A 21,411-nucleotide genomic window follows, 5' to 3' on the forward strand; every position below is an offset into this window, starting at 1 on the left:
CACCTGCCCTTCGTGACTGGCGGCGGGTGCGCCGGCGGGGTCGGACGGATCACTTGACGCCGAGCACGGCGTAGTCGTAACGACCGCTGTACGCGTCGGTCGTGCCGACATTGGTCAGCCTGCTGGAGCGCCAGATGATGTTCTTCTCGAACGTGAAGGGCAGGTAGTAAGCGCCCTTCATGACCTCGGCGTTGATGGCCGCGTACTTCTCGGCCGCCTTGTTCTTGTCGAGTTCGGCGATCGCGTCGGCGAACATGCCGTCGATCTTCTTGTCATCGATCATGGCGTAGTTGTTGTTGCCGTTGTCCAGGATGTACTTGCTGTGCCACAGCGGCATGCCGTACCCCTGGCCGGACGGGAAGTCCGGGCCCCAACCCATGATGATGATCCCGTAGTTCTTCTTCTTGACCACGTCGGGGTTACCGATGATGCCGGTGGTCTGCGCGCCGTCGTACTCGTCGACCTCGGCAGTGATGCCGATCTTCTTGAGCGACGCCTGCATGGCCTCGGCGGAGGCGACCTCGACCTGCTTGTTGTTGCGGACCGCGATGGTGGTCTTGAAGCCGTTCGGCTTGCCGCACTTCTTCAGCTCGGCCTTGGCCTTCTGCACGTCGGCCGCGCCCTGGTTCTTGGCGATGCCGTACGGGTCGAACTTCAGGTCGGAGCCCGGGACGAGCGCCGGCAGCATGTTGGTGCCGATGTCACCGCCGGCGAGCGGGCCACCGCGCGCGTTCTGGATCGACTTGTGGTCCGATCCGTAGATCATCGCCTTGCGGCAGTGGATGTTGTCGAAGGGCTTCACGATCTGCGGGAAGACCGCGTAACGGATGTAACCCGTGCTCGGGTTGTCGACGTTGCCCTTGTGCTCCTTCAGCGCCTTCTCACGGCCTGCCGCCTCCATGCCGGTGGCGTTGATGTCCAGGTCGTAGTCACCGTTGATGAGGCGCTTGTCCATCTCGTCGGCGTTGGTCAACAGGGTGACGGTGACCTTGTCCGGGAGGGCCTTGCGGATGGAGTCCGAGGACTTCTTCCACTCGGGGTTGCGGACGAGCGTGAGCTTCTTGTTCGGCGTGTACGACTCGAACTTGTACGGGCCGCTGGAGAAGGGCTTCAGGCCGTACTTGGACTTGGTGTCCTTGTCCTGGCGAACCGGGGAGGCCGAAGGCATGCCCAGCATCTGCTCGAAGTCACCGTTGCGCTTGGGCAGATGGAAGATGATCTTGTTGTCGCTGGGCGTCTCGATGGCGTCCAGGCCGAGCTTGTCCTTGGCCTTGTCCTTGTAGGGGCCCTTGTACTTGCCGTCCGGGTCGAGCGTGTCCTTCAGGTAGATGGGACCGCCGGAGAGGACGTCCTGCGCCCACTGCCGCTCGATGCCGTACTTGATGTCCTTGGAGGTGATGGGCTTGCCATCCTCCCAGGTGATGCCGTCGCGCAGCTCGTACGTGTAGGTCTTGCCGCCGTCCGTGATCTTCGCCTTGGACTTCGCCAGGTCCGGGACGAGCTCCGAACTCTCCTTGCCGGCTACGGGCTTGCTGCTGACCAGGGTGCGGCTGTAGTAGCGCATGAAGTCCCAGGCAAACCCGTAGTAACCACGGGTCGTGTCCCAGGAGTCGGCGTCCTGGGTGCCGATGAACTTCAGCGTCCCGCCCTTCTTGTTGGACGGGTTGGCCGTCTTCGCCTTGGCCGCGTTGAATCCGGGCGCCTTGCCGTCGCCCTCGCTGTCACTGCCGCCGCCACCGCAAGCTGCGGTGGTCAGGAGGGCCGCGACCGCGACGGCCGACGCGGCGATCCTGCGCCTCGATGAGCGTTGGGTTGTCACGATCTGCATCCTCCGGTGTAGGTCACGGCCCGCACGGCTGCGCCGGGCCGGGGACAGAACCAGGACACGCCTGGTGGTGTGGGGGTCATCGGGAACCCTTGGGGTCCAGCGCGTCGCGCACGCCGTCGCCGAAGAGGTTGAAGGAGAGAACGGTGATGAAGATGGCCACACCCGGCACCACCATGAACATCGGATCCGTCTCGTAATAGCGCACAGCCTGGGAGAGCATCTGCCCCCAGGAGGCGGTCGGCGGCTTGACGCCCACGCCGAGGAAGCTGAGGGCGGCCTCGGTGAGGATGTTGGTGGGAATCATGAGCGTGGTGTACACGGTGATCGGCGCGATCAGGTTCGGCAGCAGTTCCTTGAAGAGGATGTAGCGCCGCCCCGCTCCGAGGCTGCGCGCCGCCTCCACGTACTCCCGCTCGCGGAGCGAGAGCGTCTGGCCGCGCACGATGCGGCCGATGTAGGGCCACCCGAAGAAGCCGATCACCAGGATCATGACGGTGAGCCGTACGCCCGTGCCCGTCAGCCCGAACATCTCGTTCGGCACCACGGAGATCAGCGAGATGATGAACAGCAGTTGGGGGAAGGCCAGCAGCATGTCCATCACGCGGCTGATGACCGCGTCGAGCCAGCCGCCGAAGTAACCGGCGAGAGCGCCGAGCACGGTTCCGACGACGACGGCGACCACGGCCGAGAGGAAGCCGACGAGCAGCGAGACGCGCGCGCCGTAGACGATGCGGCTGAAGATGTCGCGGCCGTTGCCCGGTTCGACGCCCAGGAGATGCTCACCGCTGATACCGCCGAGCGCACCCTTGGGAGTCTGGAAGAGCGGGTCGATCAGCTCTTCGTGGTGCTCGTCCGGCGGATGTCCCAGCAGGCTCACGATGAACGGCGCGAAGAACGCGACCAGGATGAGCACCAGGACGACGCCGCCGCCGATGAGTGCCACCTTGTCCCGCTTGAGGCGGTTCCACGCGATCCGTCCGAGGGAGCGCCCTTCGATGGACTTGCCTTCCACGCCACCGAGTGCCGGGTCGACGGGCGCGGTCTCCGCGGACGTGTCGTGCAGTGGTGCCGTCATCGTGGGGAAACCCTCTCTCGGCCGGGGGTGACCAGCCACGCCCGCCGCTGTAGCGGCCAGTTCGCAATTCGCACGTTCACAAGGCCGATGCCTCAACGCTCGGGAGTCTCATCGGCCATGCGATCACCCGCCAGTCCCCCCGGGGAAAGGATGCTCAACTGTGATGTGACGCGTCAGATTCCGTTATACGAACGGCAACTGGCGACTATCGGAATCCCGTCAATGCGCGTGGACAACCGCCCACCTGCGCTTCCTTCCACCAGGCATCCCTGGAGGAAGTCCGGTTGCGTACCGACCGGGCGGACGGGCGTCAGGAGCGGGGGAATCCGTAGCCGTGCCCAGGAGCGGCGTCGGCCGTCGGCACGTCACGATCGAAGAATGGCCGCGAATTGCGCCGCAGCCACATCGCCACCGGGTCGTAGTCGTCCGACATCGCGACACTGGAGACCGGCAGCCCCTCAGGGACGGCCGCCACCGACTGACGCATCATCTGCTGCGCCGACTCCACGGCCTGCCGGCCCGTGTCGTACAGGTCGAGGCCGATCGCGAGATAGCCGGCGCCGAGTGCCGGCTGCACCCAGGCGCGGCGCAGGGAACGCACGACGGGCGTGCGATGTGCGTTCTGGCTCAGCAGCGCGTAGAACTGCGCGACGTCCAGGCTCGGTTCGCTGATGCGCAGCGGCCCCGCGGGCAACTGGTCCAAGCCCAGGGCGATGCGCCGCAGGTCGAGCCACGGGATGCCGACCCCGCCGCCCGGGGCGTGCGGGTTGAGCCAGATCCCCCAGCGCTCCGGGAAGAGCGCGGCGGCGATCTCACGGCCGCTGACGATCTCGTGCGAGCGGTCCCAGCCGGAGACGGCCAGCTCCTGGGCGGAACTCACGCAGGGGGCGTAGCCATACCCGCCGACCTCCATGTTTCCGTACTGGGCGTCCGGCGCGCCCGGACGTCCGTTCCAGAGCAGCATCCACACTTCGCCGTCGGTGAGCGCATCGAGCAGCGCCTCATAGGTGTCGTACCTCCCCGGCGACACCTGCCCCAGCAGCTGCTCGACGCCTGCACCCGCGCTCACCTGGCCGTCCTTCCACCGGAACCGCTCCGACGCTTCGCCGGCCTCCCCCAGAGCCTCCTGCCCGGGAGGCACTCCCGGGCGGCGCGGCCGGTGAGGAAGCCGTCCTTCTCAATGATCTGTACCGGGCCCGCGAACGCGGCCCTCCCCGTTGTCCCCGTCATCAAACCAGCTTACGAGCAGGGACCGACACGGGGCGTCGTGCTGAAGCGCTACGTCCTGGGGCGGAGCGGGCCCGTAGGGACCCGGACCTCAGTCCCGGGTGTAGAAGGGCCGCACGCAGTGCCGCATCCAGTCGACGACCGGGTCCTGGGCGGCGTCCATCAGCACGAGCTGAACCGGCCATCTGACCTGCGCGCGGCCCAGCGCACGCGCGAGCGCGTCGTGCGCGGCCTGCCGGATGTCCGGGTCCAGGTGGTCCAGCTCGACGCCGACGAACAGCGACGGCGGATCCCCCTCGGAGCTCGCGAGTGCGCGGCGGGCCGCGCGCATCCACGGCAGGACGGCGAACTCCCCGGCCGCGGCGGCGAGGAAGTCCACGGGCTCCTCCTGCCAGTCCGGCTCGTAGAGCCGCACCCGCGCGCCGCGCGCCACGCCCCACGCGGCCTGCTCACCCGGGGTGTTGGCGCACAGCTCGGCGACGGCCTCGGGCGGCAGCGGCATGCCGACGGTGCCCTCCGGGTTCACGGCGATGCCCACCTGGGGGGGCAGCCCGCGGGCGAATTCGCGTGCGGGCGCGACGGTGAAGGACATATGGCTCCCGACGACCTGCAGGAACTGCTGCTCGGAACTGAAGACGGGAACGTAGACGCCGCCGTTGAGCTCCACGGTCGGCAGATCCAGGTCGGGACTGTCGGGGCCGCCGCCCTCGGGCAGCGGCACCCAGACGCTGCTGCGTCCGAGCACCTCAAGCAGCCGGGCACCGGCGCCTGGCACTTCGAGGGAGGCGGCGAGTGCCTCCTCCAGCTCGTTGCCGGGCCAGCCTCCGCCATGGCCCGGTCCGTACTGCTGAGGAATGGTCATGACCGCCACCCTAGTGCGGTGGTCACAGCGGGTTGCGAGCGGTCCGGCCGTGCGCGCCGGGCGTGCGCCTTCCGCGCGTTGCTACTCGAAGGAGATGCCGGCGAGTGCTCCCGCGGCGCCCCGGTCCAGAAGGACCACCGACTGGCATCCGCGCGGCAGCCGCCCGGACTCCGCGTTCACGATCAGCCGCCGCACGGCCCTGCGGTGGCGCATGAACGCGTAGCCGGAGACGGTGCGTCCGCGCTCGGCCTGACTGCGCAGCGCCGTCGCCACCGGCACGTCCAGCAGGACGAGGTGGAGGGCGCGGCCGCGCCGGAGGGCGTCCCGGCCGAGCCAGTTGCGCACCCACGCCTGGCTGCCGCAGTCGTGCACGACCACGCTCGCGCCGGAGGAGAGCGCCCGCCGCAGCCCCGCGTAGTGCGCGATGCGGGCGAGGGGACGGTACGCGGCGTACGGCAGCCAGCGCGGCAGCGCGGACCCCCAACGCTCGCGCACGTCCTGGGAGTCGATGCGGCGGACGGTGTCCTGGAGGGCGAGGACGCGTCGGATCAGCGTCGACTTGCCGCTGCCCGGAAGCCCGGAGACGACGACGCGGTCACCGGTCGGATACCGCAACGTCCGCCGGGCGGCCGTACCGCGGAGGTCCACGGAGGCGGCGGGCGGGGGTGAGTCCGCCGGAACGGCCGTGGCACCGGCCTCGACGGGCGCCTGGGTGCCCGCAACAGCCGTCTCGACGGGCGCCGGTGGCGGCGCCGCCGCCCGTACAGGAGAGTCGGCGGCGTCTTTGGCCTGGCCGGAGGGCGAGTACCCCCAGCCGGTCACGGTCGCGTACGCACTGCGCAGGCTGCCCACCTGATCGCCCCTCCCCGGATATGGCCGCCGTCCGGCGGCTCGCCTCCGAGAGTGTCAAGAAATGGTAATGCGCAGCAAGGCGGCATCGCAGCCGGCCGAAGCCATGCACCGTCGACGCCTCTTCGCCGCCGTGCCATGATGAGCGGGCCAGTCAACTGGATACCGGCCGTTTGAATCCACGCGGGAGAGTTCCCGGCCGCGCTCGGAGCGCGGTCCCGCCGGGGCGCCGAAGGAGCAAGTCCTCCCTTGAATCTCTCAGGCACCGATACCGCGCAGGACGAGGCAGATCTGAAAAGCGGGCCGCCCACAGGCGGCTCCACCCAAGGTGCAAGCCACCGCCCGTGCACGAGGGCTCGTGGCGAACCTCTCAGGTTCCGATGACAGATGGGGAGGACATCCGCGTCACCGAGTCACGGGAGCCTGACATGAGCGAGACCGACAGCGGGGCCACCGGCGGCGGCCCGCGCACAACCGCCCTCGACGCGGTACACCGCGCGCTCGGCGCGACGATGACCGACTTCGCCGGCTGGGACATGCCCCTGCGCTACGGCAGCGAGCGGGACGAGCACGTCGCCGTGCGCACGCGCGCGGGTCTCTTCGACCTCTCGCACATGGGCGAGATCACCGTCACCGGGCAACAGGCCGGCGAACTGCTGGACTACGCGCTGGTCGGCCACCTCTCCCGGCTGTCGGTCGGACGCGCCCGCTACACCATGCTGTGCGACGCCTCGGGCGGCATCCTCGACGACCTGATCGTCTACCGCACCGGCGAGGACACGTACATGGTCGTCGCCAACGCCTCCAACGCGCAGACCGTGCTGGACGCACTGCGTGAGCGCAGCGCCGGCTTCGGCGCCGAGGTGCGCGACGACCGGGACGCCTACGCGCTGATCGCCGTGCAGGGCCCGGAGGCCGCCGGCATCCTCAAGGGCGTCACGGACGCCGACCTGGAGGGGCTGAAGTACTACGCGGGGCTGCCGGGCACCGTCGCCGGCCGGGACGCACTCATCGCCCGTACGGGATACACCGGCGAGGACGGCTTCGAGCTGTTCGTCTCCCCCTCCGACGCCGTGGCCGTGTGGGAGGCGCTCACCGAGGCGGGTGCCCCCGCGGGCCTCGTGCCGTGCGGCCTGAGCTGCCGTGACACGCTCCGCCTCGAGGCGGGGATGCCGCTGTACGGGCACGAACTGACCACGCGGACCACGCCGTTCGACGCGGGCATGGGCCGGATCGTGAAGTTCGAGAAGACCACCAACGACGGTGCCTTCGTCGGGCGCGAGCCGCTGGAGGCCGCCGCCGGTCAGGCCGAGACGTCGCCGCCGCGCAAGCTCGTCGGGCTGATCGCCGAGGGCAGGAGGGTCCCGCGTGCCGGGTACGAGGTGGTCTCCGCCGCGGACGGTTCGGTGATCGGCGAGGTGACCTCGGGAGCCCCGTCGCCCACCCTCGGCAAGCCCATCGCCATCGCGTACGTCGACCCGGCGTTCGCGGAGCCCGGCACCGAGGGGGTCGCGGTGGACATCCGCGGCAGCCACGAGCCGTACGAGGTCGTGGCGCTCCCCTTCTACAAGCGGCAACGCTGACAAGGGCGCCGGCGGGACGACCCGTGCCCGCCTCCCCGGCGCCGGACCGCGGCGTGGCCCGCGCCGCTCGACGTGTCCTGCGTCCCACTGACCAAGACTGATTCCCTCCGTTCCCCTCTCATCCAGGAGAATCGCACCATGAGCAACCCGCAGCAGCTGCGTTACAGCAAGGAGCACGAGTGGCTGTCGGCCGCCGATGACGGCGTCTCGACGGTCGGCATCACGGCGCACGCCGCCGACGCGCTCGGCGATGTCGTCTTCGTCCAGCTTCCCGAGAACGGGGACACGGTGACCGCGGGCGAACCCTGCGGCGAGCTGGAGTCGACCAAGTCGGTCAGCGACCTCTACGCGCCGGTCTCCGGCGAGATCACCGAGATCAACCAGGATGTCGTGGACGACCCGGCGCTGGTCAACTCCTCCCCGTTCGAGGGCGGCTGGCTGTTCAAGGTGCGTGTCACGGACGAGCCGGAGGGTCTGCTGACGGCCGACGAGTACGCCTCGTTCACCGCCGGAAGCTGACGCCGGGCCCGCACCGACCGGCCCCTGTCGCCCGGAGCCGCGAGAGCGGCCCCCTACGCCCGAGCAGCAACGACTGAACGCCGTATGTCCGCCAATGTGCCCGACCGGCCTGCCACCAGGGATGGTTCCATGTCGCTTCTGAACAGCTCTCTCCACGAGGTGGACCCGGACGTCGCCGCCGCCGTCGACGCCGAACTCCACCGCCAGCAGTCCACCCTCGAGATGATCGCGTCGGAGAACTTCGCGCCCGTCGCCTCCCTGGAGGCCCAGGGCTCCGTCCTCACCAACAAGTACGCGGAGGGCTACCCGGGGCGTCGCTACTACGGCGGCTGCGAACACGTCGACGTCATCGAGGACATCGCGCGCGAGCGCATCAAGGCGCTCTTCGGGGCGGAGGCAGCCAACGTACAGCCGCACTCCGGCGCGTCCGCGAACGCCGCCGCGATGTTCGCGCTGCTCAAGCCCGGTGACACGATCATGGGCCTGGACCTGGCGCACGGCGGTCACCTCACGCACGGCATGAAGATCAACTTCTCCGGCAAGCTCTACAACGTCGTCGCCTACCACGTCGACGAGAAGACCAGCCAGGTCGACATGGACGAGGTCGGCAGGCTGGCGCGCGAGCACCGGCCGCAGATGATCATCGCCGGCTGGTCCGCCTACCCGCGGCAGCTGGACTTCGCCGCCTTCCGCCGCGTCGCTGACGAGGTCGGCGCCCTGCTCATGGTCGACATGGCGCACTTCGCGGGTCTGGTGGCGGCCGGGCTGCACCCCTCTCCGGTGCCGTACGCGGACGTCGTGACCACGACCACGCACAAGACGCTCGGCGGCCCGCGCGGCGGCGTGATCCTCTCCACGAAGGAGTACGCCAAGAAGATCAACTCCGCGGTCTTCCCCGGCCAGCAGGGCGGCCCGCTGGAGCACGTCATCGCGGCCAAGGCCGTGTCGTTCAAGATCGCGGCCTCCGACGAGTTCAAGGAGCGCCAGCAGCGGACCCTCACCGGTGCCCGGCTGCTGGCCGAGCGGCTGCTGCAGCAGGACGCGGTGGACGCGGGCGTCTCCGTACTCTCCGGCGGCACGGACGTGCACCTGATCCTCGTCGACCTGCGCAACAGCGAACTGGACGGCCAGCAGGCCGAGGACAGGCTGCACGGGATCGGCATCACCGTGAACCGCAACGCCGTGCCGAACGACCCCCGCCCGCCCATGGTCACCTCCGGCCTTCGCATCGGGACGCCCGCGCTGGCGACCCGGGGCTTCCAGGAGGAGGATTTCCGCGAGGTCGCCGACATCATCGCCGAGGCGCTGCTCCCCCGCTTCGACGAGGACAAGGCCAAGTCCCTGAGCGCCCGCGTCACGGCGCTCACCGAGAAGCACCCCCTCTACCCCGGCCTGGGCAAGTAACAGGCCCGGTGCCGCGGCGCGGTCCGCGCCGCGGCACCGGTCATCCGGCCACAGCACGGGCCCCGCACGGAAAGGAGGCGCCTGCCATGGCGGTCTCCGTCTTCGACCTCTTCTCGATCGGCATCGGCCCGTCCAGTTCGCACACGGTCGGTCCGATGCGCGCTGCCCGCATGTTCGCCGTGCGGCTGAAGAACGAGGGCGTGCTGGCCCACACGGCATCCGTGAAGGCGGAGCTGTACGGGTCGCTCGGCGCCACCGGGCACGGGCACGGCACCGCGAAGGCCGTGCTGCTCGGGCTCCAGGGCGAGGCACCGCGCACCGTCGACGTCGAGGGCGCCGACGACGAGGTCGAGCGGATCCGGACCTCGAAGCGGCTGCGGCTGCTGGCCACGGAGATAGGGGACGCCCACGAGATCGCCTTCGACGAGCAGTCCCAGCTGATCCTGCACCGGCGCCGCTCGCTCCCGTACCACGCGAACGGGATGACGCTCTTCGCCTACGACGCCTCCGGTGCCACGCTTCTGGAGAAGACGTACTACTCGGTGGGCGGCGGCTTCGTCGTCGATGAGGACGCTGCCGGATCGGGCCGCATCAAGCTCGACGACACCGAACTGAAGCACTCCTTCCGCACCGGCGACGAGCTGCTGCGGCTCACAAGGGAGACGGGCCTGTCCGTCTCGGAGCTGATGCTCCAGAACGAGAAGGCCTGGCGCACGGAGGAGGAGATCCGTGCCGGACTGCTGGAGATCTGGGAGGTCATGCGGGCCTGCGTCGCCCGCGGACTGAGCCGCGAGGGCATCCTGCCGGGCGGCCTGAAGGTGCGCCGCAGGGCGGCCACCGCCGCTCGCCAGCTGCGGGCGGAGGGCAGCCGGGAGACGCACGCGACCGAGTGGCTGACGCTCTACGCGATGGCGGTGAACGAGGAGAACGCCGCCGGCGGGCGCGTCGTCACGGCTCCCACCAACGGCGCGGCGGGCATCATCCCGGCCGTCCTGCACTACTACACCGAGTTCGTGCCGGGCGCCGACGAGGACGGCATCGTCCGCTTCCTCCTTGCCGCGGGCGCCGTCGGGCTGCTCTTCAAGGAGAACGCCTCGATCTCCGGCGCCGAGGTCGGCTGCCAGGGCGAGGTGGGCTCGGCCTGCTCCATGGCGGCCGGCGGCCTGGCCGAGGTGCTGGGCGGAGGCCCGGAGAAGGTGGAGAACGCCGCGGAGATCGGCATCGAGCACAACCTCGGGCTGACCTGCGATCCGATCGGCGGGCTCGTCCAGATCCCCTGCATCGAGCGCAACGGCATGGCGGCCGTGAAGGCCGTCACCGCCGCCCGCATGGCACTGCGCGGCGACGGCCGGCACCACGTCTCGCTCGACAAGGCGATCAAGACGATGAAGGACACCGGTGCCGACATGAAGGTCAAGTACAAGGAGACGGCCCGGGGTGGGCTCGCGGTCAACGTCATCGAGTGCTGACCCCGCATCGGGCCCGCACCGCCGGGACGGGTGGACCGGGCCCGTTGCCCCTCGCACGGGCTGTGGCTGGAATCACACCCCCGATCGTCCGCTTCCTCCCCTTTCCCTCCACTCCGCCCACGACTGCGGCATCAGCGGCCGCCCGGCCGTTTCGGGGAGATGCTCCGCATACGGCACCCCGTGGATCTGAGCACGAATCCACAGGTCAGATGGGTTACCGACCATTAGCTCCCCCGGTATGGCCGTGATCTGCGGATCCATGGGTACGGTGGTCCACGCGAGGTCGTCCGTTCCCCGCCGCAGCCCCTCATGTCAGCCACTGAAGGGCTGCCCACCTGGCCGGTCTCGAGCCCTTGACGTCCCCGAGAGGCAAAGAACGTTGACGAGCGAGACCGGCACGATGCTGCGCGAGTTCCTGCGATCGCCCGCCGACATCGGCGCGGTGGCCCCCAGCTCCCCGAAACTCGCCGCGGCAGTGACCGCACCCGTACCCGAGCTCGGCGACCCGGTCGTGGTCGAACTGGGCCCAGGAACAGGGGTGGTCACCAGCATCATCGAGGAACAGCTGAGCGGTCGCGGACGCCAGCTTGCCATCGAGGCGAATCCGCGGCTGGCCGACCAGCTGCGATGGCGCTGCCGCAAGGTGGAGGTGCTCCACGCCGACGCCTCCGCGCTGCCGCAGCTGCTCACCGAACGGGGCCTGGAGAAGGCTGACGTGGTCGTCAGCGGCCTTCCCTGGGCGTCCTTCTCCAACGACGTGCAGCGCGAGATCCTCTCGGCCGTGAGCCATGTGCTCGCGCCGGACGGAGCGTTCACCACGTTCGGCTATGTCCATGCCCTGCGGCTGTCCTCGGCTCTGCGCTTCAGGGAGCTGCTGCACTCCACCTTCGAAGAGGTGGTGCCGGGCCGCACGGTGTGGCGCAATCTGCCGCCCGCGCTCGTCTACCACGCGAGGCGCCCCAGGACGACCGCGTCCCACCGGGAGGCCGTGGTTCCGGCAAGCCGGGCCTCGGAGGGTGTCGCCGACGCGACGACGGTGGGCTGAACCCGCTTACGGCGCGGGCCGGGGAACGTCCGGCTCCCGCGCCCAGTGACGGAATCGCGAGGGTGTGGCGAAGACCTGGGAAGGGTCTTCGCCACACCCTCGTTCGTCAACTACCCGCGTAGCGACGGGACTTGGACTAGGCCAGTGTCCTACCTGCGGAAGCGGAACGGGCATCCCGGGAGCGGGAAACGGGCACCCCTCGACGGGACGCCGCCCTCTCTCCGCTGGTCAGCCGACTCGAACCCGTCCTCAACTCGGGCAGATGCAGGCAGGATTGGCGGCCATTCGGACTGTTTCCCGACCATCACGGGCATGTAGAACTCTCCGCATGATCGGCGTCTCGCTGCGTCCGGGTGCCTCGGAACTCCCGGGTGCCGTCGGACACCCCTCGCAGGGTCGCGCCAGGACCACGACGAGGAGAGCCCTGTGTTCAAGTCCCGGTTCACACCCGGATGCAGAGGAAGGACGGTAAGGATCGTCGCCGCGGCAGCCGTCACGGCGAGCCTGCTCACGGCATGCAGCTCGCAGGACGAGGAGCGGCCGGAGAAGAAGTCCTTAAAAGTCCTGATGGTCGACAACCCGCAGATGCTGGAGCTGAAGAAGCTCACCGCTCAGCACTTCACGAAGAGGACGGGCATCGACGTCCACTTCACCACGCTGCCGGAGAACGAGGTCCGCAAGGAGGTCCACTCCGACTTCGCCCTCCGGTCCGGCCGCTACGACGTCGCGACCATCAGCAATTTCGAGACTCGGGACTTCGCACGCCGCGGCTGGCTCAGACCCCTGGACTCCTTCATCACCAAGGACCGTTCCTTCGGCCAGAGCGACATCATGCTGCCGATCCAGCTCTCCCTGAGCGGAGCGGACGGCAAGGTCTACGCGGAGCCCTTCTACGGGGAGTCCTCGTTCCTGATGTACCGCAAGGACGTCTTCCGCGAGCTCGGCCTGGAGATGCCCGAGAAGCCCACCTGGAGCCAGATCGCCGCGCTGGCCGAGCGTGCCGACCGCCCCGGGAAGGGCATGAGCGGCATCTGCCTGCGCGGCCTGCCGGGCTGGGGCGAGATGGCAGCTCCCCTGACGACGGTGGTGAACACCTTCGGCGGCACGTGGTTCGACAGGGACTGGAACGCCAGGCTCACCGACAACGGCTTCACGGAAGCGGCGCGGTTCTACGTCGGCCTCGTACGTGAACACGGCCAGGAGAACCCCACGAAGTCCGGCTACGCCGACTGCCTGCGCAACATGAAGAACGGCAAGTCGGCGATGTGGTACGACGCGACGGCCGGCGCCGGCCCCCTGGAGGCCGACGGATCACCCGTCAAGGGCAAGATCGGCTACGCGCCGGCGCCGATCGAGGAGACCAGGTCCTCGGGATGGCTCTACACCTGGGCGTGGGGCATGCAGAAGTCGACCGAACAGCCCCGTTCGGCATGGGAGTTCATGTCCTGGGCGTCGAGCAAGGAGTACGAGAGCCTCGTCGGCCGCGAGATCGGCTGGGAGAACGTGCCCGCCGGGAAGCGCGAGTCGACGTTCGACCGTCCGCAGTACAAGCGGGCCGCGGCCGCCTTCGGCGACGCGACCGAGAAGGCGATCCGAGAGGCCGATCCGCGCAGGCCCGGCGTGCAGAAGCGGCCCACCCTCGGCATCCAGTTCGTCGGTGTCCCGGAGTTCACCGGCCTCGGTGACCATGTCTCCCGGGAGCTGAGCGCCGCGATCGAGGGGGAGCAGTCCGTGACCGCGGCTCTGCGGAAGTCGCAGCGCGAGGCCCGGAAGGTCGGCGCCCGGTACGAGAGGCGCTGACCGGCCCGCGCCCCCGACGCACGCACCCTCACCGGCGGACCGCCGCGGCTCACCAGTCGTGGACGGTCCCGTCGGTGAGCCGGTTCACGGGCAGATAGGCGGGCTCGTACGGGAAGCGGGCCGCCGCGTCCGTGTCGAGCTCGACGCCGAGCCCGGGGTTCTCGGACGGACGCAGCAGTCCCTCCTCGAAGGTGTAGGAGGTGCGGAAGACCTCCAGGGTGTCGGCCGAGTGCCTCATGTACTCCTGGATGCCGAAGTTGTGCACGGCCAGGTCGACATGGAGCGCCGCGGCCATGCCCACCGGTGAGATGTCGGTCGGCCCGTGCATCCCGGAGCGGATGCCGTACACGGCGGCGAGGTCGAGCAGCTTCTTCATCGCGGTGACACCGCCGGTGTGGGTGATCGCGGAGCGCACGTAGTCGATCAGCCGCTCGCTGAGCAGAGTCGTGTAGTCGTGCACCGAGTTGAAGACCTCGCCGATCGCGAGCGGCGTGGTGGTGTGCTGCCGGATCAGCCGCAGGGCGGCCTGGTCCTCGCCGGGTGTGGCGTCCTCGAGCCAGAACAGGTCATAGGGCTCGAGGGACTTGCCGAGCTTCGCCGCCTGGATGGGCGTCATCCTGTGGTGCCCGTCGTGCAGGAGCGGCAGCTCGGGCCCGAACTCCTCGCGTACGGCCTCGAAGACACTCGGCACATGACGCAGATAGGCCCGGGTGTCCCAGGTCTCCTCCACCGGCAGGGACGGGCCGCCGGCGGTGCGGCGGGCCGGCTCGTAGTCGTAGCGGTCGCCCGACCCCGCGCCGGACGCGGCCACACCGTAGACGGAGCCGAGGCCGGGGATGCCGGTCTGCACGCGGATGGCGCGGTAGCCGTCATCGAGGTGCGCGCGTACGGAGTCGAGGAGTTCGGGGATGTCACGCCCCGAGGCGTGCCCGTAGGCGAGGGCGCCGCGTCGGCTCGCGCCGCCCAGCAGCTGGTACAGCGGCATGCCCGCCGCCTTGGCCTTGATGTCCCACAGGGCCGTGTCGACGGCGGCGATCGCGGCCATCGTGACCGGGCCGCGCCGCCAGTACGCACCGCGGTAGAGGTACTGCCACGTGTCCTCGATGTTGCGCGCGTCGCGGCCGATGAGCAGCGGCGCCACGTGGTCGCTCAGGTACGAGGCGACAGCCAGCTCACGGCCGTTGAGCGTGGCATCGCCCAGGCCGGTGATGCCGTCGGCCGTCACCAGCCGCAGAGTGACGAAGTTGCGCCCGGGGCTGGTGACGACTGTGTCGGCGGACTCGATCCTCATCTGGCTCTGTTCCTCTCCTGATCACGTGCCTGTGGTGCTCACGGTGTCATCTCGGCGACGATCACGCCGTACGGGGGCAGCTCGACGGCGTCGAGCCCGGCCCCGTCGAGGTCCTTCAGCGCCCCGCCGCCCGTGAGCACCGGCTCCGCCGTGAGCGGCTCGTCGTGCTGGCTGATGAACCACACGAAGCTCCGCCCGTCCTCGTGTTCCATCCGTCCGGTCATGACTCGCGGGTCGGCCACCGACACCTCCGGGACGGCACCGGCCTCGGCGGCGAGCGCCGCGTAAAGCCGCCAGGTCGGCTCCGGATTGACGCCCGGTGAGACGGCGGCCATGTGCTCGACGGGATACGTGCACAGGACGAGTGCGCCCGTACCGGTGCGGCGGCGCAGCAGTGCGGGACGGCCGTGGGAGTCGGTCGCGAGGACCTCGGCGCCGTCCGGTTCGACGGGCAGGTACGAGCGCGAGTTCGCGGTGCCCGCGACGGGGAAGACCAGCTCCTCGCCTGCCTCGATACCGCCGAAGTCGCTCTGGAAGACCATGCGCAGCTCGTCGTCCTCGATGGGGTCGGCGAGCCCGTAGCGCAGCTTCTTGCGCACTCCGAAGGTCTCGTCGAGCTTCGGCCACCACGTGCCGCGCTGGTTCATGTGCTCGCCGAGGAAGTACGAGGCGTAGACGGTTGCTCCGCCCTCCGCGAGCGCCCGCAGCCGGGTCCAGCCGGGCGCCGTGAGCTGCTTGGCCGACGGCAGCAGGTACAGCGCGCAGTCGCTTGGGAGGCCGTCGGCCTCCCTGGCGACGCCGACGCCCAGGTCGGCCTCGCGCGCCGCGACGTATGCCTGGCGGGTGTTGGTGAGGATGCTGGTGCGGTCGTCCGGCTGGGTGAAGGGATACATCTTCTCCAGGAAGGAGGAGACGACGAGCGCGACCCGGGTGGCGGGGCGGCTCAGCCGGGCGGCGTCGGTGCGCCGCAGCACGTCGGTGAAGCGCTTGACCTCGCGCAGCTGCTCCTTCGGCCGGCCCTCGCAGTCGGTGATACCGAAGTGCATCTCGAACGGGTGGTGGCTGTAGGGCTCCTGGTTCTCCAGCGCGTCGTAGTCCGTGTTGTTCCAGGGCATCCAGCCGGTGGCTCCGGCGAGCAGGGTGCTGTGGAGGACCTGCCGGTAGTAGTGGGCCGCGTTCTCCTCGGAGACGAAGTCGGACGTCAGCCCGAACTCCTCCATGATCACGGGCTTTCCGCCGATGTCGAGCAGTTCGCACACGAAGGCGGCGCCCAGGTGCTGGCGCACGACGTCGGTCTCCATGCGGTAGACGTGCGGGCCGTGGAAGTCGACGAGCTCCGCGAGGTCGCGGATGCGGAAGCCGTTGTCCGCGCCGGAGGTCTCCACGCCCCAGGCTCCGTCGCCGATGGAGACGGGCTGGGTGGCACCGGCCGAACGGACCGCGCCGGTAAGGGTCTTGGCCCAGGCGGTGACCTCGTCGGAGTCGAGGGTGCCGATGCCGCGCGAGGGCCAGTCCGCGTAGATGGGGACCTCGTTGGTCAGCAGCCAGCCCGCGATGGCGGGGTGGTCCTTCCAGCGCGCGGTCGTCTCGCGCACGTACCACTCCTGCTGGGCGACGAAGGAGGCGTCGCCGAAGACGTCGCGCCCGCCGCGCCAGGCCGGGTCCCAGTTCTGCCCGGACATGTGCCCGACGAGGAAGGTGGGGATGGTGTGCATGCCCAGCGCGGCGTGCCGCTCCAGGAAGTCGTCGTAGCGCTCCAGCATCACCGGATCGAGGGTGTTCTCCTCCGGCATGAAGTCCGGCCAGTACAGGAAGCTGCGGGTGATCGTGATGCCGTGGTCGCGCATGGTGCGCAGCTCCTCGTCGACCACTGCGGCGTCGTAGTTCCGCCACATGAGCGGACCGCCGGTGCGGGACCAGTAGTTGACGCCGACCCACAGCAGCGGGTCGCCCTCGGGGGTGGCGAGTTTCGCGGAGTTGCGCTGCATGCCCTGCCCTTCCTCGTACTGTCGCGGCCCTGCGCGGCCGCCTCCCAAGACCCTCCCGGTATATCGTTTAACTTCTTCCTTGTCGACCCATTGTTATGCCTTCTCGGTCGCTGCTACGGTCCGCTGCCATCCCTCGTAGAACGTTTAACACGGACGGACGGACGGTCACCCGGACCGGAAGGGGAGAGCCGATGAACATCCGGTGGGCGGCGTGCGCGACCGCAGCCGTCATGGCACTGCTTTCAGGACTGCTGTCGGGCTGCGGAGGACCGCTCGACCCGAAGACGGACGACCCGCACACCCTCGTCGTCCACAGCAGATTCGCCCCCGGCACCTCCGGCGCGGACGTCTACGCCGCCGCCATAAGGGAGTTCGAGCGCGAGAACCCCGGGACCGAGGTCAAGAACGTCTACAGCGCGGACGACATCTTCAACGTCTTCGAGACGGCGCGGCTGGCGGACAAGGAAGCCGACGTCATGCTCGTGAACCTCTACGACAAGTCCTTCTCCTGGACCGAACTCGGCGCCACGCTCCCCGTGAACAAGTACATGAAGGAGTGGCACCTCACCGACCGCGTGCGCCCCGGCGCCCTCAAGGCCTGGACCGACAGCGAGGGCCGCGTGCGCGGCTTCCCCTGGATGGGATTCAACTGGCCGGTCCTGTTCAACACCAAGCTGCTGGCGCGGGCAGGCATCAAGGAGATACCGCAGACACTGCCCGCACTGCGCAAGACGGTGAAGGCACTGCGGGCGAAGAACATCACTCCCATGGCCATCGGCGGCAACGACTGGTCGGGGCAGAAGCTGCTGATGCAGATCATGCAGGGCTACATGGAACCGCCCGTCGCAAAGCGGGTGTTCGCCAAGGCGGGATTCTGCGCCGAGCCGCAGGCAATGCGCGGCCTGAAACTGTTCGCGCAACTGCGGGACACGGGCCTGTTCGGCAAGGGGGCCCAGGGCTTCACCGCCGACGAGATGAACGCCGAGTACTTCAGCGAGCGCGCCGCCATGATGTCGGCCCTCACCTCCACGATCGCCGCCGTGCCCAAGGGAGTCGGCAGCCGTACCGAGGTCGGCGGATTCCCGATGCCCGAGGACGGCGAGTACAGCAAACCGTCCGTCTATACGGGCGCCACCTCGACCGGCATCTGGATCACTCCCAACGGGCGGAAGAAGATCGGCAAGGTCGGGAAGCTCGTGAAGTTCCTCTACCGCAAGAGCTCCGTACAGCGGTTCATCGACGACAGCGGATTCGCCCTCGGCCTGCGCGAGCAGAAGGGATCGGCCAAATTCCCGCTCGTGACCAAGTCGAACCGGGTCTCCGAGGGTGATGACGTCGAGCGTGTGGTCATGCCCGACAGCTTCGTCCCGGCCGCCGCGTCCGCACCGCTGAACAGGGCGACATCCATCGCCTTCTCTCCCGGCGCGAGCCCGCAGAAGATCTGCCGCGCCCTCGATGTCGCTTACCGAAGCTGAGGGGTTGAGAACCGCCATGGCGACAACCACGATTCCCGGCACTCCGGCCTCCCACGACCTGTCGGGCGACGCGAAGCGACCCCGGAGCCGTGCGCAGCGCGCGCCGCGCACCACCGTGATGGCCGTACCCGCGCTGCTCTGGTACGCGGTGTTCATGATCGGCCCGATCGGGGCGATCTTCGTCATCTCGTTGCTGCGGTGGCCCGGCATGCTCGCCCGCGTCGGATTCGCCGGCCTGGACAACTACAGGGCGGTGCTCTCCGACAGCCTCTTCTGGTCAGCGGTGCACAACAGCGTCGTCCAACTCGCCGTCGCCGTACCGGTGATGATCGTCGGGGCGTTCATGCTCGGCTACCACATCTCGACGCGGCCGCGCGGCTACCAGGTGCTGCGGGTCATCGTCTTCACCCCGGCCCTCATCTCGGCCTCCGCCAAGGCCATGATCTTCTACGGGCTCTTCGCCCCGCGCGGCATGATCAACCATCTGCTCTCCGGCGTGGGCCTCGACGGACTCACCCACACCTGGCTCGCGGACACCTCGACCGCATTCGGCTGCATCGTCGCCATCGACGTATGGGCCGGCATCGGCTACACGGCGACGCTGTACGCCGCCCGCCTCTCGGCCGTACCTGAATCGGTGTACGAGGCCGCCGAGTTGGACGGCGCCGGCCACTGGCGCCGCATGTGGGGGATCGCCTTCCCCATGGTCAAGGACTACGTCGGCGTGACCGTCATGCTCCAGTTCCTGTGGACGCTCTTCACCTCCGCCCAGAACGTGCTGCTGCTGACGCAGGGCGGGCCGGGGAACGCGTCGACGAACCTCTCCTTCCTCGTCTACCAGAAGGCGTTCCTCCAGTCCGACCTCGGCTACAGCCAGGCGGCCGGTGTGCTGCTGTTCGTCTTCGGGCTGATCGGCATGCTCGTCATCAGGCGGGCCTTCCGGCAGTCGTACTGAGCCCCTCCTGCCTCCGTTCAGCATCCGTCCGACAACCCCGATCTCCCACGGCCCCACGGGACTTGCCATGACTTCGACAGCCGCCCGCAGCTCCTCCGCCCCCGTACCGGCGCGCGGCGCCGGTAGGACCGCCGCCCAACTGTGCGCCTGGCTCTATGCGTTGATGCTCCTGCTGCCGCTGTACTACCTGCTGGTCTCGTCGTTCAAGACGAACTCGCAGATCTTCGCCTCGCCGCTGAGCCCGCCCACGTCGCTCTCCTTCGGGAAGTTCGCCTCGGCGGTCAGCGACGCGCGCCTGGACCTGGCGAGCCTCAACTCCCTGATCGTCACGGTCTCTTCGCTCGTGGTCGTCCTGCTGCTCGCTCTGCCGGCCTCGTACGCACTCGCACGCGCCGGAGGCCGGGCGGCGGCCCTCATCGAGCGCGCCTTCTCGCTCGGCTTCCTGATCCCGACCTTCGCGGCGCTGGTGCCCACCTTCCTGCTCGCCGCGCAGCTGGACCTCTTCCACACCCGTACGTTCGTGATCCTCTTCCTGCCGGCGACGTCCCTTCCGCTCGCGGTCGTCCTGCTGACGCAGTTCATGCGAACCGTGCCGCAGGAGGTGGAGGAGGCGGCGCGGATGGACGGCGCGGGCAGCCTGACCATCCTCGTCCGCGTCTATCTGCCCATGGTGGTGCCGGGGGTCGCCACGGTCGGGATCCTCAGCTTCCTGACGTACTGGAACGAGTACCTGTACTCGCTCGTCCTCATCGGTCCCGACCAGGCGCAGCGCACCATCCAGGTCGCCGTGCCCACGCTGCGCTCCCCGCTGGAGACGGATTTCGGCATTCTCGCCGCTGGTACGGTGGTGACCCTTCTGCCCGTCTACGTCGCCTACGCGTTCCTCCAGCGCCGCATGGAAGGCGCCATGATCGGCAGTGCGGTGAAGATCTGAATGACGCGGCACGGGGTTCGAGGAGACGGGATGGCCGGTACGGCCCGGGGGAGGAAGAGCTCCGGAAAGGCGACCATCACGGATGTGGCCGCCGTCGCGGGGGTCTCCGTAGCCGCCGTCTCCAAAGTGATCAACGGCAAGGGCGGCATCTCCGAGCCCACGCGCCAGCGCGTGCTCGCCGCCGCCGACAAGCTCCAGTGGTCGCCGTCGGCCGCCGCCGTGGCCCTGCGCGGCGCCCGCACGCGAGCGCTGGGCATGGTCGTCGGCCGGGGTGCCGATCTGCTGACGGCCGACCCGCACTTCGCGCTGCTCATCTCCGGCGTCGAGAGCGAACTCGCCCCGCTGGACTACGGACTTCTGCTGCACATCGTGGGCGAGGAGCCCGAGGCGGAGGTGCGGGCGTACCGCAGGCTCGCCGAGGAGCGGCGCGTGGACGGCGTGATCCTCACCGAGAGCCGCATCGGCGACCCGCGCTTCGATCTGGTGCGCCGTCTCAGGCTTCCGGCGGTGCTGGTGGGGCGGCCCTGGCAGGAGGACCCGATCCCCCATGTGCAGGCGGCCGGGCAGGACGCGGGGCTGCGCGAGGCGATCGGGCACCTGGTGGAGCTGGGGCACCGGCGCATCGCCTACGTCTCGGGCCCCGAGGACAAGGTGCACACGACGTTCCGCCGGAAGGTCGTCGAGTCCTGCCTCTCGGAGCACGGGCTGCGCCCGAGCCACGTCGTCGTGGGCGAGTTCACCGCGCAGGACGCCACCGCCGCCGTGGGACGCATGGCGGAACCGGCCGACGATAGGCCCACCGCGATCCTCTTCGGCAACGACACCATGGCCGTCGCGGGCATCAACGCCGCCCGCAGGCTGGGTCTCGACGTGCCGCGGGACCTGTCCGTGATCGGCTACGACGACCTCCCGCTCGGCGAGCTGGTCTATCCGCGGCTGACCACGGTCAACCAGGACATCGAGCAGCTCGGACGGGCGGCCGCGAACGAGTTGCTGGGTCTGCTGGAGGAGAGCGGTGCGGGCCCGGTGGCCGCACCCAGGCCGCCGCGGCTGGTCGTCCGGGAGTCCACGGGACCGGTGCCGGCGTCCTGACGGACCGCCCGCACC

General features: G+C 69.3%; 17 protein-coding genes and 1 riboswitch. Of the genes, 10 read left to right on the forward strand and 7 right to left on the reverse strand.

Annotated features, from left to right (window positions below; all coding sequences use genetic code 11):
• Window positions 1-49 precede the first annotated feature (49 nt).
• The 5 genes from G4Z16_RS08620 to G4Z16_RS08640 form a co-directional block, all read right to left on the reverse strand.
• On the reverse strand, window positions 50-1,819 hold the full coding sequence (locus G4Z16_RS08620; RefSeq protein ID WP_197350249.1) for an ABC transporter substrate-binding protein: 1,770 nt from the start codon (window positions 1,817-1,819) through the stop codon (window positions 50-52).
• Between the two features lie 85 nt (window positions 1,820-1,904).
• Complete coding sequence (locus G4Z16_RS08625) at window positions 1,905-2,903, reverse strand: ABC transporter permease (RefSeq protein ID WP_197350251.1); 999 nt, start codon at window positions 2,901-2,903, stop codon at window positions 1,905-1,907.
• Window positions 2,904-3,213: 310 nt separating this feature from the next.
• Entirely contained in the window at window positions 3,214-3,972 is a 759-nt protein-coding gene (locus G4Z16_RS08630) for an enhanced serine sensitivity protein SseB C-terminal domain-containing protein (RefSeq protein WP_197350253.1), read from the reverse strand.
• Window positions 3,973-4,221: 249 nt separating this feature from the next.
• On the reverse strand, window positions 4,222-4,992 hold the full coding sequence (locus G4Z16_RS08635) for an enhanced serine sensitivity protein SseB (RefSeq protein ID WP_197350254.1): 771 nt from the start codon (window positions 4,990-4,992) through the stop codon (window positions 4,222-4,224).
• Between the two features lie 81 nt (window positions 4,993-5,073).
• The gene (locus tag G4Z16_RS08640; protein ID WP_246530746.1) at window positions 5,074-5,844 is read right to left on the reverse strand and encodes an AAA family ATPase; all 771 of its coding nucleotides are present in this window, start codon (window positions 5,842-5,844) and stop codon (window positions 5,074-5,076) included.
• 171 nt (window positions 5,845-6,015) lie between these two features.
• A riboswitch (glycine riboswitch) is annotated at window positions 6,016-6,125 on the forward strand.
• Between the two features lie 144 nt (window positions 6,126-6,269).
• Here G4Z16_RS08640 and gcvT point away from each other — a divergent pair.
• From gcvT to G4Z16_RS08670, 6 genes are all read left to right on the forward strand, one after another.
• A complete protein-coding gene (gene gcvT / locus G4Z16_RS08645) occupies window positions 6,270-7,424 on the forward strand; it encodes a glycine cleavage system aminomethyltransferase GcvT (RefSeq protein WP_197350256.1) in 1,155 nt (384 codons plus the stop codon).
• A 138-nt stretch (window positions 7,425-7,562) separates the two neighbouring features.
• Complete coding sequence (gene gcvH, locus G4Z16_RS08650; RefSeq protein ID WP_197350258.1) at window positions 7,563-7,943, forward strand: glycine cleavage system protein GcvH; 381 nt, start codon at window positions 7,563-7,565, stop codon at window positions 7,941-7,943.
• Between the two features lie 129 nt (window positions 7,944-8,072).
• A complete protein-coding gene (gene glyA / locus G4Z16_RS08655; RefSeq protein ID WP_197350260.1) occupies window positions 8,073-9,347 on the forward strand; it encodes a serine hydroxymethyltransferase in 1,275 nt (424 codons plus the stop codon).
• An 86-nt stretch (window positions 9,348-9,433) separates the two neighbouring features.
• Window positions 9,434-10,816 carry an L-serine ammonia-lyase gene (locus G4Z16_RS08660; protein ID WP_197350262.1) on the forward strand — a complete coding sequence of 461 codons (1,383 nt, stop codon included), beginning with the start codon at window positions 9,434-9,436 and terminating at the stop codon, window positions 10,814-10,816.
• Window positions 10,817-11,195: 379 nt separating this feature from the next.
• Window positions 11,196-11,861, forward strand: coding sequence for a class I SAM-dependent methyltransferase (locus tag G4Z16_RS08665; protein ID WP_246530747.1), 666 nt, complete (start codon window positions 11,196-11,198; stop codon window positions 11,859-11,861).
• Between the two features lie 426 nt (window positions 11,862-12,287).
• Window positions 12,288-13,661: an ABC transporter substrate-binding protein gene (locus G4Z16_RS08670; protein ID WP_425508061.1), complete on the forward strand. Its 1,374-nt coding sequence runs from the start codon at window positions 12,288-12,290 to the stop codon at window positions 13,659-13,661.
• Window positions 13,662-13,710: 49 nt separating this feature from the next.
• Here G4Z16_RS08670 and manD read toward each other — a convergent pair whose 3' ends face one another.
• A complete protein-coding gene (gene manD / locus G4Z16_RS08675) occupies window positions 13,711-14,952 on the reverse strand; it encodes a D-mannonate dehydratase ManD (protein WP_197350264.1) in 1,242 nt (413 codons plus the stop codon).
• Between the two features lie 38 nt (window positions 14,953-14,990).
• A complete protein-coding gene (locus G4Z16_RS08680) occupies window positions 14,991-16,940 on the reverse strand; it encodes a cellulase family glycosylhydrolase (protein ID WP_197350266.1) in 1,950 nt (649 codons plus the stop codon).
• 191 nt (window positions 16,941-17,131) lie between these two features.
• Between G4Z16_RS08680 and G4Z16_RS08685 the strand changes: the two genes are divergently transcribed.
• From G4Z16_RS08685 to G4Z16_RS08700, 4 genes are all read left to right on the forward strand, one after another.
• Complete coding sequence (locus G4Z16_RS08685; RefSeq protein WP_197350268.1) at window positions 17,132-18,415, forward strand: ABC transporter substrate-binding protein; 1,284 nt, start codon at window positions 17,132-17,134, stop codon at window positions 18,413-18,415.
• A 16-nt stretch (window positions 18,416-18,431) separates the two neighbouring features.
• Complete coding sequence (locus tag G4Z16_RS08690) at window positions 18,432-19,370, forward strand: carbohydrate ABC transporter permease (RefSeq protein ID WP_197350270.1); 939 nt, start codon at window positions 18,432-18,434, stop codon at window positions 19,368-19,370.
• Window positions 19,371-19,533: 163 nt separating this feature from the next.
• Entirely contained in the window at window positions 19,534-20,304 is a 771-nt protein-coding gene (locus G4Z16_RS08695) for a carbohydrate ABC transporter permease (protein WP_246531245.1), read from the forward strand.
• A 30-nt stretch (window positions 20,305-20,334) separates the two neighbouring features.
• Window positions 20,335-21,396 (forward strand): LacI family DNA-binding transcriptional regulator, encoded by a 1,062-nt coding sequence (locus G4Z16_RS08700; protein ID WP_197350274.1) that lies wholly within the window; start codon window positions 20,335-20,337, stop codon window positions 21,394-21,396.
• Window positions 21,397-21,411 lie beyond the last annotated feature (15 nt).

The sequence above is a fragment of the Streptomyces bathyalis genome (genome assembly GCF_015910445.1).
Lineage (GTDB): Bacteria > Actinomycetota > Actinomycetes > Streptomycetales > Streptomycetaceae > Streptomyces > Streptomyces bathyalis.